This is a genomic window from Streptomyces shaanxiensis, from assembly GCF_039537145.1.
Taxonomy (GTDB): domain Bacteria; phylum Actinomycetota; class Actinomycetes; order Streptomycetales; family Streptomycetaceae; genus Streptomyces; species Streptomyces shaanxiensis.
Genome location: NZ_BAAAZY010000010.1, coordinates 1,329,189 through 1,342,525, shown reverse-complemented (window position 1 = coordinate 1,342,525; position 13,337 = coordinate 1,329,189). Strand labels below are relative to the sequence as shown.

General features: G+C 70.9%; 12 protein-coding genes and 2 pseudogenes. 3 read left to right on the top strand and 11 right to left on the bottom strand.

What is annotated here, in order from left to right:
• Positions 1-25 precede the first annotated feature (25 nt).
• The 4 genes and pseudogenes from ABD932_RS19470 to ABD932_RS19455 all read right to left on the bottom strand — a co-directional run bounded on the left by ABD932_RS19470 (position 26) and on the right by ABD932_RS19455 (position 4,403).
• Positions 26-1,996, bottom strand: coding sequence for a potassium transporter Kup (locus ABD932_RS19470; RefSeq protein WP_345014343.1), 1,971 nt, complete (start codon positions 1,994-1,996; stop codon positions 26-28).
• Between the two features lie 408 nt (positions 1,997-2,404).
• A complete protein-coding gene (locus tag ABD932_RS19465; RefSeq protein ID WP_345014340.1) occupies positions 2,405-2,692 on the bottom strand; it encodes a hypothetical protein in 288 nt (95 codons plus the stop codon).
• Between the two features lie 343 nt (positions 2,693-3,035).
• Positions 3,036-3,378: pseudogene (locus ABD932_RS19460) on the bottom strand (PLP-dependent transferase); the annotation flags it as partial.
• Positions 3,375-4,403: an isopenicillin N synthase family dioxygenase gene (locus ABD932_RS19455; RefSeq protein WP_345014338.1), complete on the bottom strand. Its 1,029-nt coding sequence runs from the start codon at positions 4,401-4,403 to the stop codon at positions 3,375-3,377. The pseudogene ABD932_RS19460 and the gene ABD932_RS19455, both read right to left, overlap by 4 nt.
• A gap of 564 nt (positions 4,404-4,967) precedes the next feature.
• Between ABD932_RS19455 and ABD932_RS19450 the strand changes: the two are divergent.
• The 3 genes and pseudogenes from ABD932_RS19450 to ABD932_RS19440 form a co-directional block, all read left to right on the top strand.
• Positions 4,968-5,279, top strand: a pseudogene (locus ABD932_RS19450) (PLP-dependent transferase); the annotation flags it as partial.
• A gap of 262 nt (positions 5,280-5,541) precedes the next feature.
• Entirely contained in the window at positions 5,542-6,372 is an 831-nt protein-coding gene (locus tag ABD932_RS19445) for a DUF1684 domain-containing protein (RefSeq protein WP_345014336.1), read from the top strand.
• Positions 6,373-6,409: 37 nt separating this feature from the next.
• The gene (locus tag ABD932_RS19440; protein WP_345014334.1) at positions 6,410-6,628 is read left to right on the top strand and encodes a hypothetical protein; all 219 of its coding nucleotides are present in this window, start codon (positions 6,410-6,412) and stop codon (positions 6,626-6,628) included.
• A gap of 4 nt (positions 6,629-6,632) precedes the next feature.
• On the opposite strand, the gene ABD932_RS19435 is transcribed toward ABD932_RS19440, so the two are convergent.
• The 7 genes from ABD932_RS19435 to ABD932_RS19405 all read right to left on the bottom strand — a co-directional run bounded on the left by ABD932_RS19435 (position 6,633) and on the right by ABD932_RS19405 (position 13,251).
• A complete protein-coding gene (locus tag ABD932_RS19435) occupies positions 6,633-7,760 on the bottom strand; it encodes an LLM class flavin-dependent oxidoreductase (RefSeq protein WP_345014332.1) in 1,128 nt (375 codons plus the stop codon).
• Positions 7,753-8,835, bottom strand: a complete 1,083-nt coding sequence (locus ABD932_RS19430) for an LLM class flavin-dependent oxidoreductase (RefSeq protein WP_345014330.1) — start codon at positions 8,833-8,835, stop codon at positions 7,753-7,755. Before ABD932_RS19430 ends, ABD932_RS19435 begins: the two co-directional genes overlap by 8 nt.
• The gene (locus tag ABD932_RS19425; protein ID WP_345014328.1) at positions 8,832-10,208 is read right to left on the bottom strand and encodes an NtaA/DmoA family FMN-dependent monooxygenase; all 1,377 of its coding nucleotides are present in this window, start codon (positions 10,206-10,208) and stop codon (positions 8,832-8,834) included. Before ABD932_RS19425 ends, ABD932_RS19430 begins: the two co-directional genes overlap by 4 nt.
• A gap of 21 nt (positions 10,209-10,229) precedes the next feature.
• Positions 10,230-11,438 carry an LLM class flavin-dependent oxidoreductase gene (locus tag ABD932_RS19420; protein WP_345014326.1) on the bottom strand — a complete coding sequence of 403 codons (1,209 nt, stop codon included), beginning with the start codon at positions 11,436-11,438 and terminating at the stop codon, positions 10,230-10,232.
• An 82-nt stretch (positions 11,439-11,520) separates the two neighbouring features.
• Entirely contained in the window at positions 11,521-11,655 is a 135-nt protein-coding gene (locus ABD932_RS19415; protein WP_345014482.1) for a putative leader peptide, read from the bottom strand.
• Between the two features lie 11 nt (positions 11,656-11,666).
• Positions 11,667-12,413, bottom strand: a complete 747-nt coding sequence (locus ABD932_RS19410; RefSeq protein ID WP_345014324.1) for a GNAT family N-acetyltransferase — start codon at positions 12,411-12,413, stop codon at positions 11,667-11,669.
• A gap of 226 nt (positions 12,414-12,639) precedes the next feature.
• The gene (locus ABD932_RS19405; RefSeq protein ID WP_345014322.1) at positions 12,640-13,251 is read right to left on the bottom strand and encodes a nucleotidyltransferase domain-containing protein; all 612 of its coding nucleotides are present in this window, start codon (positions 13,249-13,251) and stop codon (positions 12,640-12,642) included.
• Between the last annotated feature and the right edge of the window lie 86 nt (positions 13,252-13,337).

Genomic DNA, 13,337 nt, shown 5'->3' with positions numbered 1-13,337 from the left:
GCGGACCATGCCTTCTGCGGCGGGGCTACACCTCGATGTGCGAGCCCATGATGACCGTGCGGTCGCGCGGGAGGCTGAAGTACTCGGCGGCGTCGGCCGTGATGTAGGACGTGGCGATGAACAGCCGCTTGCGCCAGGAGGCCATGGTGGGTGCCGTGCCGCGCCGGAGCTCGATCTTCGACAGGAAGTAGGACGCCTCGTCGAGCTGCAACGGCCCTTCGGTCGACGACGGGGCGAGCAGCGCCAGGGTGCCGGGCACGTCCGGGGTCTCCATGTAGCCGAACCGGGCCGTGACGTGGATGATCCCGTCATCGGCGTAGCCCAGGTCGTCCACGACGACCCGCTGGTCGGACGGGACACGGGGCACCGGCTCGGTCTTCAGGGCGAGGATCACGACGTGCTCGTGCCGGACATGGTTGTGCTCGACGTTGGCCCGCATGGCCAGCGGCGCGGCCTCCTTGCCCCGGTTGAGGAACACCGCCGTGCCCGGGACCTGGCGCGTCGCGGCCTTGCCGCTGCGCAGGTCGTCGACGAACTCGGGCAGCGGCCCTTCGGCACGCGCCCGTTCCGCGGTGACCACCTCGCGGCCGCGCTGCCAGGTCGTCATGACGGTGAAGGCCGTGAGGCCGATCAGCAGGGGCAGCCACGCTCCGTGCACCAGCTTGGTCATGTTGGCCGCCACGAACAGCAGGTCCACGAAGAGGAGCATGCCCCCGCCGACGGCGAGCAGCCACTTGGGCGTGCCCCACTTGGCGCGGGCGACGTAGAAGAACAGCAGGGTGGTGATGGTGATGGTGCCGGTGACCGCCATGCCGAAGGCGTACGCCAGCTCTGCGGAGGAGCGGAAGGCGAAGACCAAGGTGAGGACCGAGACCATCAGCAGCCAGTTGATCCAGGGGACGTAGATCTGGCCGATGGTCGACTCGGAGGTGTGCGCGATGCGCAGCCTCGGCAGATAGCCGAGCTGAGCCGCCTGGGAGGCGACCGAGTACGCGCCGGTGATCACCGCCTGGGAGGCGATCACGGTGGCCGCCGTCGCCAGCAGCACCATCGGCCAGCGCCCCCAGTCGGGCACGAGCAGGAAGAACGGGCTGCTGATGTTCTCCGGGTCGTCGAGGATCAGCGCACCCTGACCCATGTAGCTGAGGACACAGGCGGGCAGGACGAGAATCAGCCAGCCTCGGGTGATCGCCCGGCGGCCGAAGTGCCCCATGTCCGCGTACAGGGCCTCGGCGCCGGTGACCGAGAGGACGATCGCGGCCAGGGCGAAGAAGGCGGTGCCCCAGTGGCCGACCAGGAAGCCCAACGCGTACGTCGGTGACAGTGCCTTGAGGATGTCCAGGTGGTCGGTGATGCCGACGACGCCGCACGCGCCGATCGCCACGAACCAGGCAATCATCACGGGCCCGAAGATCCTGCCCACCGCCGCGGTTCCCCGGCGCTGTACCAGGAACAGCAGCACGATGATCACCGCGGTGATGGGCACGACCGCGTCCTCGAGCGACGGCTCGACGACCTTGAGCCCCTCGACCGCCGACAGCACCGAGATGGCCGGGGTGATCATGCTGTCGCCGAAGAAGAGCGACGCGCCGAAGATGCCGAGCGCGGCCAGGACGACGGCGGCTCTGCGGCCGCGCTGTGCGTTCCAGCGCCGCAGCAGGGTGATGAGCGCCATGATGCCGCCCTCGCCGTCGTTGTCGGCACGCATCGCGAGCAGCACATAGGTGACCGTCACGATGATCATCACCGACCAGAACACCAGGGACACCACCCCGTACACGTTGTCCGTGCTGACCGGGACGGGGTGCGGGTCGTCGGGGTTGAACACGGTCTGGAGGGTGTAGATCGGGCTGGTCCCGATGTCGCCGAAGACCACGCCGAGGGCGCCGACGACCACCGCGAGCCGCACGGTGTCCCGTGCGCTCGCCCCGTGCCCCCGCGGCGGCCGCGCCGCGGATTCGCCGCCCGGCTCGGTCCCCTGCCGGTGATCGGCCATGGTGATCCTCCTCCTCGCGGCTGCGGTGCCGTGGGCCGGTGCGTCGGGGCGGACGATACCGATGGCCGAAGCGATCGCCGCGGTGTGTGCGAGCCACGCCGTCGCGAACGGTCTCGGCGCGCTGCCCGACCGTGCGACCTCTCGCGGCGGTCGCGCTCCTTCCTGCCTCCTCTGCTGCGCCGATCTTCGCGCCGCGACGCCCTTCGGGCCACCTGAGGGGCTGTGCCCCGACCACGTCCCTTCACCCGGTGCCCTGTGCGCGGCCGTACATGCGTGATGGGGAGCGCGCCGCGTTGAAGCAGGGGCGGCCGCTGCGGCATGAGGGTGGGTCAGCTGCGCGGGGAGGGGGTGGGCCGGAAGGGTGAGCAGGTCCGGGCCACGCCCCTGTCCCTTGCCGTGGCACAGGGCTCACGAGGTCACCCTGACGGCGGAGACCGGATCGGCGGGCTCCGCCGACGTGGGTACTGACGGATGGGTTCGTGTGGCTGCCCGGCGCAGCAGTGACAGGGCCAGGGCTACGGCGAGCAGGCCGGCGCAGACGCAGGAGGCCAGGGCGTGGCCGGCCCGAGAGTGGCTGTCCTCCGGCGGGCCCGGTGCGGCGTGCAGGTAGACCGCCAGGACGGCGCTGAGGCAGACGGCCGCCGCGATGCGCTGGGCCATCTGCAGGATGGCGCCGCCCACTCCGGCGGCTTCCACCGGTGCATGCACCCACCCCCAGGACGAGGCCGACGGTCACTCTGCGCGGCCCGATCCGCCGCACAAGGCGCCAAGAGAGCCCTGAGGAGACGCCCATGGCGACAGCGGTGCCCAGCACATACGGCCTCGAAGACATCAGCCCGGGATGAACCAGCGGCTCGCGGCCTCTGCGCAATCGCAGTCACTGGTGCACGGCGAAGAAGACCGCCAGTGCACACACCATGGCCCCCACAGGAATGCCTCTCCCCCGCTGTCCGGAGTGCGGATGAAGGGCATCATCAGCGTCAGTGTGCATCCGCAGGCCAGTCCGAGGCCGAGGACGTCCAGCCGCTCGGCCCGCAACGCGCGGGTGCGCTCGTCGCCGGAGGGTGCGGGTGCCGCCGTAGAGCGAGGCCGAGGCGACGATGTGGTCGCCGGAGCGGGCCAGGTTCAGCAGCGCGAGCGAGGTCGCTGCCTGGCCGCCGGCCACGGCGGTGGTCGGGTTGGACAGCCTGGTGTAGGCGTGGGTGGTGAGGTCGGCCAGTTCGAACGCCGCGGCGGCGTGCGCGGTGTCCCGGTAGACGTAGCTGGTCGTCTGGTGGATCGGCACGGCCCGTGCGCCCGTGGTGGGGTCCGGTACGGCGCCCGCGTGCACCCTGCCGTGTCTCGAACTGCCAGCCGCCGCCGTGGTGTCGGGTGGTCGTCATCGGGCGGCGCCCTGCTTGGCCAGGACGTCCGCCCACCAGCGGTCGGCCACCCGCGGATGCGAGCGGAGCCAGCCGACGACGGCGTTCTCGCCGTAGGCGGCCAGAAGGGGGTTGTTCGGATCGTCGGTGACACCGCGGCTGCGCGAGGCCAACTCCGCCGGCAGGTGCAGAGGCTCGACGACGGCGTCGAGGCGGGGACCCAGGAAGAACGGGATGGAGTAGCGGTCGACGCCCGTCTGTGGGCTGACGACCCGGTGCCGAGTGGCCTTCAGATAGCCCTGGGTGGCGATCTCCAGCATCTCGCCGATGTTGAACACGAAGGCACCGGGCACGGGCGCGGCGTCGATCCACTCGCCGTCCTCGCGCTGCACCTGGAGCCCGCCGACCTCGTCCTGCTGCAGGAGAGCGAGGTAGCCGTAGTCCTTGTGCGCGCCCACTCCCTGGTCGGCGTCCTGCGCGGCGCGCGGCGGGTAGTGGACGATCTTGACGTGGACGGCCGCCTCGTCGTCGAACCACTGGTCGAAGTAGCCCTCGTCCTGTCCCAGCGCGGCTGCCAGGGCACGCAGCACCTCGCGGCTCACGCGCAGCGCCTCCGCCTGCCAGCGCAGGACGATGTCCCGCAGCTCCGGCTGCGCGGACGGCCATTGGTTGGGGCCGATCAGGCGCAGGTAGTCGGGGTCGCCCGGGCCCGTGTCGAGGGCCGCGCGTTCCGGGCCGATGTCGATCTGCTCGCGCCAGTCGGCGCTGCCCTCGGTGTACTCGGTCCCGGTGCGCGTGTAGCCGCGGAACTGTGCCGAGTTGATGTTCTCGATCTCCAGCCGCCGTTCCTCCGGCAACGCGAAGAAGGTGCGGGCCGCACCGAGGATCTCTCCCTGCAGCGATGCGGGGACGCCGTGCCCGGTGACGTAGAAGAAGCCCACCTCGTGGGCCGCGGCACGGAGTTCGGCGAGGAAGGCCTCGCGGTCCGTGTCCGGGGCGCGGAAGCGGGAGATGTCGATGACGGGCAGGGCTGTGGGCTGGGCCATTGATTGTTCCTTCGTGGGGGCAGCCGACCGGTCACGGCGGCACGCCGCAACGGGGCTGCCGGGTAGGTCAGTTGCCCGAAGGGTGCGCCGAGAGCGGGGTGGGACAGGAGAGAAGCGTCGGGGTCGTCGGCCGTCGAACGGCGATCAGCAACAGACCTCGTCGAACTGGTCGGCGCGGCGGCTCACCCAGAACGGGTCGAGCAGCACCGTGTGTGCCTGGCCAGTGGTTTCCATAAGCCCGGATCAAAGCACACCCGGCAAGGTGCGTCCACTGTCCACCTCGATCGGCGGCCTGCGCCCGGTGTGCTGGTGCGCGCCTGCCCCCGTGTGGTTACCTGGCTCCATGACCGTGCTCGTGACCCGCCGCCACGTCGACTACGTGCGTGTCACCACCACGGGTTGTTCCGCCGTGAGCTGACTCCGCCCTCCGGCGTTCGAACTGCCATACCCGCCGCACCGCGCTGACCGCTGCCCGTGTCCGGGCGCACCTTCTCAGCCTGCTGTTTCCTCGCTTCCCCCGCTTCCACGCACCCAGGCAGCGCCGTACCCGCACCAGGGAGAACCATGAGCCGGCCCATCGACTCCGTCACCGCAGGCCACACCCCCGAGGACGCGCCCGCCGGACCCGACACCTCGGCGTGGTCCTTCGAGACCAGGCAGATCCACGCCGGTGCCGTCCCGGACCCGACGACCGGCGCACGCGCGACGCCGATCTACCGGACGACGTCCTTCGTGTTCCGGGACACCCAGCACGCCGCCGACCTGTTCTCGCTGGCCGAGCCGGGCAACATCTACACGCGCATCCACAACCCCACCCAGGACGTCTTCGAGCAGCGGATCGCCGCCCTGGAGGGCGGTGTGGCGGCCGTGGCGTTGAACGGCTGCGTGCGTCCCCCGGCGTTCCGGACGGCTACCGGCCACTCTCCATCACTGCGTTAGGGGCCCTGGCCCCGGCGGACCTCCTCCCGCAGGAGCTGCGCGACCGCGAGACCGCCGCACGCGAACGGCGACCTCTGACGGGGACGTTCTTCGCGGAGAGCTGGGGCCATCCGCTTCCGGTCGACACCGACACCTCACCGTCCTGATCCTTACCCCGCACCCCACCGACCATCAACACCCGTGTTCCGCAGGAGTACACATGACCGTCCAGGACTCCCCCACCGGCATCGAGACCTTCGCCGCCGAATGGCAAGCGTGGCATCAGCGGAAGGATGCCGCCCTCGCCCATGAGCACGGATTCCTCGCCGTCACCGGCCTGCACTGGCTGGCCCCCGACCCTCAGCGCTTTCCCGACGCACCGGGCACCTGGTCGACGGGCCACGACGGCGTCACCGTCGTTCTCGACGAGGGCGAGGAACTCGTCGTCGACGGCACCGCGGTGCGCGGGCGGCACCGATTCGGTGTCATCCCGGAACGCGGCGGAGTCAACGCCGTCTGGGGCGATGCGGTGATCGAGATCGCCAAACGCGGCGGCCTCGACCTGATCCGGCCACGGCACCCGGAGCATCCGCTGCGTACCGCGTTCACCGGGACACCCGCGTACGCGCCGCACCCCCGCTGGCTGGTCACCGGCACGTATACGCCGTTCCCGGAACCGCGGCCGATCACCGTGGGTGCCGCCGTCGAAGGGCTGCAGCACGTCTACGACGCGCCGGGCAGGATCCGATTCCGGATCGACGACGGCCAGGCACTGGGTCTGACCGCGTTCAACGGGCACACCCCAGGCAGCCTCATGGTGCTGTTCACCGACGCGACCTCCGGCGTGACCACGTACGCGGCCAGTCGCGCCCTGCAGGTCGACGCGCCCGGACCCGACGGCACCGTGGTGCTGGACTTCAACCGCGCCACCAACCTGCCGTGCGCCTACACCGACTTCGCGACCTGCCCCCTGCCGCCCGCCGAGAACCGGCTCCCCGTCGCGATCGAGGCCGGCGAGAAGCTCCCTCACGAGCGGAAGCCGATCGCGTAGCACGCGTTTTCCTCGGCGGCGGCCTTCCTCGCCGCCGATGACCGACGCACGGCGGCACGCCTCAGCCGGTTGCCAGCTCTCCAACAGCTTCCAGGTTCGGAGCCGGTCGGCGGAGAACGCGCGGCCGGCGTACGAGTACTACGTCGGGCACGCCGAGTGGTTCACCGGTGCGGACGGCCGCCGTCTCCTCGACCGGACCGCGGCCGTCGTCGCCGACGGTGTCAGGAGGTGGCCAGTGTCGGCTCCCCACCGATGACCCTTCACCTCCGGCTCCACTCCTCCGCCAGCAGCTCGTACGACCTCACCCGGTCGGCGTGGTCGTGGGTGATGGTCGTGATGAGCAACTCGTCGGCCCCGGTGGCCTCTTGGAGCTGCTCGAGGCGGTCGGCCACCCGCCCCGGCGAGCCGACGAACTGCGTGTCCACGCGGTCCCGCACGAGCTCGCTGTCCGCGTCACCCCACTCAAGGGCACGGGCCTGCTCCGGCGTCGGGTACTCGATGGCGCCCTCGGCCGTGCGGATGCTGCGGACCCAGGCCGCGTATCCGGTGGCGAGTTCACGGGCCGTCGCGTCGTCCTGCGCCACGACCACGTCGGCCGAGACGCTGACGTATGGCTTGTCGAGGAAGTCGGAGGGCTGGAAGAAGGCCCGGTAGCCGTCCACCGCCTCCAGCACCGTGGCCGGGCTGACGTGGTAGTTCGCGGCGAACCGCAGCCCCCGCGCGCCCGCCGTCTCGGCGCTCTGGCCGCCGCTGCTGCCCAGGATCCACAGCTCGACGTCGGCGCCCTCGCCCGGCACGGCGCGCGCCTCGACGCCCTCCGGGGAGCGGTAGGTGCCGGCCAGCAGGGCGAGGATGTCGTCGATCTGCTCGGCGTAGTCCTGCGACTCGGCGCCGGGCAGCAGGAGGAGCTTGCGCTGAAGGGCGATCCGGGGTGAGCCGAGGAGACGCTCGAAGGAGAAGCGGGGCGGGATCAGCAGTCCGTTCGGGGCCCTGCCGTCCACGACAGGAGTGGCCGTCTGCTGCGGGGCGGCCCGCTGTCCCGGCGGTCGGCCGCCCGAGCGGCCCAGGCCGAGGTCGAGGCGGCCCGGGTGCAGGGCGTCGACCAGGCCGAACTCCTCGACCGTGCTCAGCGCGGTGCGGTGGCCGAGCTGTACGGCGCCGGAGCCGAGCCGGATCCTGGAGGTGGCGGACGCGGTCAGCGCGAGCACGACCGCGGGGGACGTGCCCGCGACGCCCGGGTTGAGGTGGTGCTCGGCGAACCAGTAGCGGGCGTAGCCGAGGCGCTCGGCCTGCTGGGCAAGGTCGATGGAGTTACGCAGGGCGTCGGCGGCTGTCGAGCCGGACGGGATCGGCACCAGGTCGAGGACGCCGAGGGGTACGTCAGACATGGGCGGGCTCCTCGGTGACGGGCCGTACCGGTCCCCAGGGGAAGGGCGGGTCCGGGATCTCGCGGCGCAGGACGGGGGCGACCTCGGTCTGGAAGAGTTCCAGCGAGTCACGGTGCTGCGTGTCCGTCAGCCCGCCGGCGTCCGCGTGCAGATGGAGCACGGTGTGGCCGAACTGCTCGTGGTAGCGGTGCACCTTCTCGATGACCTGCTGTGGGCTGCCGATCAGGGCGGAGCTGCGTTCGACGAAGTCCTCCAGGGTCTCGAAGACCACGGGCAGGCCGAACCGCCGCTGGAACGTCAGGTTCGCCTCGAAGATCGGCCGGTACACCTCGAGGGCGTCCTGGGAGGTGCGGCTCACCAGGAGTCCGGCCGTGCCGGCGCCGACCGCGATGGCGGCCGGATCGTGGCCGTAGTGCTCCCAGCGCTCGCGGTAGTGGCGGATCAACTCGGCGTACGGCTCGATGGGGTGGGTGACGTTCGCCGAGAACAGCGGGTCGCCGTAGCGGGCAGCCAGGTCCACCGACTCCTTGCTGGTGGCGCTGCCGTGCCAGACCCGGACGGGCTGCTGGTAGGGCCGCGGCCACACCTCGGCGTCGGTCAGTTCGGGCCGGAAGCGGGTCTTGGCGGTGACCTTGTCCTGCCGCCAGATCTGCCGGAACACCTCGTAGCTCTCGGCGTTGCGGTCCCACTGGTCCTCGGGCGTGACGTGGAACAGCTCGCGCTGGGCCGCGCCGTTGCCCTTGCCGATGATCAACTCCAGGCGGCCCTCGGCGAGATGGTCGAGGGTGGCGTAGTCCTCGTAGGCCCGCACCGGGTCCAGGAGGCTGAGGGTCGTCACGGCGGTGAACAGCCGGATGCGCCGGGTCAGTGCCGCTATGTGGCTGAGGACGACGGTCGGTGAGGACGAGATGAACGGCCGCTCGTGCCGCTCCCCCACGCCGAAGCCGTCGAAGCCCAGTTCCTCGGCGAGCAGCGCGTTGTCGAGGACCTCGCGGAACCGGTCGTGGGTCGGCTTGTGCACTCCGGTGACCGGGTCCGGGCGGTGCACGATCAGGGTGATGGCGAGGAACCTCACGACGCCGCCCGCTGCTCACCCGGTACGTCGTCCGGGTGGGCCAGGCCGAGTTGGTGCCGGAGGGTCGGGCCCTCGTACTCGGTGCGGAAGACGCCCTGTTCCTGGAGCAGCGGTACGACCTTGTCGGCGAACTCGTCGAGGCCGCCGGGAGTGATGTGCGGGACGAGGATGAAACCGTCGGCCGCGTCGTCCTGCACGAACTCGTTGATGGTGCGGGCGATCGTCTCCGCCGAACCGATGAAGTTCTGCCGGTTGCCGGTCTCGATGACCAGGTCGCGGATCGACCAGTTGTTGGCGGCGGCGAGCTCGCGCCACTCGCGGGCGGTGGTCAGCGGGTCGCGGTACATGCGGACCTGGGCGCGGCCCTTGGAGATGTGGTTGTCACTGACGTCGGGGTCGATGTCGGGGAGCGGCCCGTCCGGATCGTAGGAGGACAGGTCCCGGTTCCAGACGAACTCCAGGTGCTTGAGGGCGGTGGCGCCGCTGACCTGCCGGCGGCGCACCTGCTTGGCCAGTTCCTCGGCCTCGGCGTCGGTGTCGGCGAGTGTGAAGGTGGCGGCGGGCAGGATCAGCAACTGGTCGTGGCGGCGGCCGTACTTGGCGAGGCGTTTCTTGACGTCGGTGTAGAAGGCCTGGCCGGCTTCGAGGGTGGCGTGCCGACTGAAGATCGCGTCGGCTTCGGAGGCGGCGAACTCGCGGCCCTCCTCGGAGTCGCCGGCCTGGAAGATCACCGGGCGGCCCTGTGGGGAGCGCGGCACGTTGAACCGGCCGTGGATGTCGAAGTGCTGCCCGGTGTGGACGAAGGCTCCGGCCTTCGCGTCGCGCAGGAAGGCACCGGTCTCCTGGTCGGCGAGGATCTCGTCGCCGTGCCAGGAGTCGAAGAGTTCGTTCGCCGTGGCCAGGAACTCCTTGGCGCGGGAGTAGCGCTCCTCCTGCGGCAGGAATCCGCCGCGGCGGAAGTTCTCGCCGGTGAAGGCGTCCCAGGAGGTCACGACGTTCCACGCGGAGCGGCCGCCGGAGAGGTGGTCGAGGCTGGCGAACTGGCGGGCGACCTCGTAGGGCTCGTTGAAGGTGGAGTTGATGGTGCCGGTCAGTCCGAGGTGTTCGGTGACGGCGGCGAGCGCGGCGAGGACGGTGAAGGTGTCGGGGCGGCCGACGACGTCCAGGTCGTAGATCTTCCCGCCCTGTTCCCGGAGCCTGAGCCCCTCGGCGAGGAACAGGAAGTCGAACTTGGCGCGTTCGGCGGTCAGCGCGAAGTGCACGAAGGAGCTGAACTCGACGTGGCTGCCCGCCTGTGGGTCGCTCCAGACGGTGGTGTTGTTGACGCCGGGGAAGTGGGCGGCCAGGTGGATCTGCTTCAGCGGCTTGCTCATTATCGTGGACGTCCCTCCGGCTCAGGCGTTCGCGGCGGCGTAGCGGTTGGCGGGGCGGGTCAGGCCCAGCAGCCCGCGCAGGGTGTCGGCCTCGTAGGCACGGCGGAAGACGCCCCGGCGCTGGAGTTCGGGGACCAGGCCCCGGGTGATCGCCGGGAGGTCGTGGCCGGCGACGGCGGGACGCAGCCGGAAGCCCGTCAGCCCGGCGCTCTGCAGTTCCTGGAGCAGATCGGCGAGTTGGTGGGGAGCGCCGGTGAATATCAGCGCGTCACTCGTGTACGGCTCTCCCGCGAGGGTCTCGAGCCGTTCCCGGCGGGCGAGCGCGACGGCCGGATCGTCGTCGAGGAAGACCACCAGGTCGCCGAAGATGTGCAGGGTCTCGGCGGCTCGCCCTGCCGCGCTCTGCTCGGCGCGGATCTGGGCGACGACGGCGCGGGCCTCGTCGGCGTCGTACGGGGTGACATAGCCGATGTCGGCGGCGCGGGCCACGAGCCGATAGGGAATGGTGTCGTGGGCGAGGGCACTGACGATCGGCTGGCCCTGTGGCGGCCGGGGCGTGATGGACGGGCCCTTGACGCTGAAGTGCCTGCCCTCGAAGTCGATGTAGTGCAGCTTGTCGCGGTCGATGAAGCGGCCGGTGGCGGCGTCCCGGATCTCGGCGTCGTCCTCCCAGCTGTCCCAGAGCCGGCGCACCGCCTCGACGTGGTCGGCGGCCTCGTCGAACAGGTCGGTCACCACCTCCTGCGCGACCGGGCTGTCGTAGGCCTCGATGCGGGGGACGGTGCGGCGTCCGAAGTGCGCGGCTTCGTTCGGGCGGGCGGTGATCTGCACGCGCAGGCCGGCGCGGCCGGCGCTGACGTAGTCGAGGGTGGCGATGGCCTTGGAGATGTGGAACGGCTCCGTGTGGGTGGCCACCACGGTCGGTACGACACCTATGTGCCGGGTCAGCGGGGCGACGCGGGAGGCGATGAGGACGGCGTCGAGACGGCCGCGTACCTGGTCTGTGCGCTCGTCCGGGTCCAGCCAGTGGGAGGACTGCGGGCCGAGACCGTCCTCGATGGTCACGAAGTCGAGCAGCCCGCGCTCGGCCTCGGTGACCAGGTCGGCCCAGTACTCCGCGGTGAACAGGTCCCGGGGGCGGGCCACCGGCTCGCGCCAGGAGGCGGGATGCCAGCCCGTGCCGTCCAGGGCGACGGCAAGGTGCAGGAAAGAAGAGGGAGTTGAGGACACGAGTCGGTGCCTTCCTGGAAGTCCGTAGCGAGAACGCCGGGCCCTCACACACAAGAGGGGGCAACGGCGGTGAAGGAACGGGTCAGGAACAACAGAGCGCGCCGGCCACGCGCTGGAGATCGATGTGGGGCCGGGAGTGGAGATGGACGGCGTGGAATATGTGCGTCACGTCCGCCACCTCCGTCCGCCGGGTCGCGCGCTTCGGCGCCTCGCACATCTCGTCGTAAGTCACAACGCCCTGACCTCGCGCGGTGTTCCCGGACTGCGGACCAGCAGGATGGGCGAACGGCGGCGCAGGGTGAAGCCGATGGACTCGTACAGCCGGATCGCCGGGGTGTTGCCGGCGGCGGCGTGCAGGAACGGGACGTCGCCGCGGGCGCGGATACCCGCCGCGACGGCCCGTACGAGGCGCGTGGCCAGACCGCGGCCGCGATGCTCCGGGTCGGTGCAGACGGCGCTGATCTCCGTCCAGCCGGGCGGCCGGATCCGCTCGCCGGCCATCGCGATCAGCCGCCCCTGGTGCCGGATGCCGAGATAGGCGCCCAGTTCGACGGTGCGCTTGAGGAAGGGGCCCGGCTTGGTGCGGGCGACCAGATCGAGGATCTCGGGAACGTCGTCGGGACCGAGCCGTACCGCTTCCGGGGCGGGTTCGGCCCGCAGTGCGGTGTCGACGAGCTGGACTCCCACACCACCGCCGACGACCTCCCATCCGGCGGGAACCTCCTCAACCGGCTTGACCCGTACGACGGTTCCGGGACCGACGAGCGTGCGCAGGTCGGCCCAGGCGGCCGGATCGGCCGGATCGGCGAGGGCGGCGAAGCCGTAGACGTCGGCTGGGTAGCGGGCGGCACGGCCGAGCCGTTCGGCGAAGCGGGCGTGCGGGCCGGCCAGCGCGGCCCAGATCGCGTTGTCCAGGAGGGGCGTGCTCGGGTCGGCCAGGGCTTCGCCACCACGAACGTCGATCGAATGTGCCACGGAGGCGGAGTCCTTAGGGGTCGAGGAGGGTCCGGGACCGGGGTTCTGCTTCACGGGACGTCTTCAGGAGGCGGGCTGCCGCTCCGAGGGGGTCACCCCACCATGTCTAGCAGGAAGTTGAGGGGCAGATCATTGCAGGTGCATGAATTCCGTCGCGGGTCGCTCGGAGAGTCCCGGAGGACGGCAGATAACGATCTCCCGGGAACCGTCCCAGGAGGTTCGACGGTCACGCCTCCAGGCGCCTGCTCCAAGGGTGAGCCCCGTACGTCATGGAGATCGCGTCGACGAGCCACTGTCGCTGCTGATCCGTGAGCACGGGCAGCGCGGCGTCGAAGTCCTCCTCGTCCTTGGGGCGAGGCGCCTTGGCTTTGTAGTAGAGCTGCACATCCGGAGCCAGGAAGGGAACGCCCTCGGCCGTGGTCATCCCCAGCGCGCTGATCGGCCTGCGCACCCGGGGATCACGCCGCGACACCCATTCCTGGGCGTGGGACTCGTCCAGCATGATCTGAATACGCCAGGGATCGGCGAGCCCGGGCCGGCACCAGATGTCATGAACCCCCGGGGGCAGGACCTCGTCGGACGCCCACCGACGCAAGCTCCCTGGCGGATCGGCGGCCCACCACTGCCAGCCCGCCAGAGCCTGCTGCGCCTCTCGCTGGTCACGCCGCAACAGCAGGACGTCGATGTCCCCGTGGGACCGGATGCGATGCCCCACCGCGAGCTCGATCGCCAGACCGCCGGCCACCCACCAGCGGCACTCCAGGCCGGAGAACCTCGCGACGACCTCACTCAGAGACGCGGGCTCCCACCTGCCGAACGGAGCTCGCAGACGTGTCATGCCGCTCATTCTCCCGCGGCCGTCCGTGGCGACGCGGACCACGCAGCGGCGAGCCCTGCGCTCCGCCCACGTGACCTTCGCTGCCG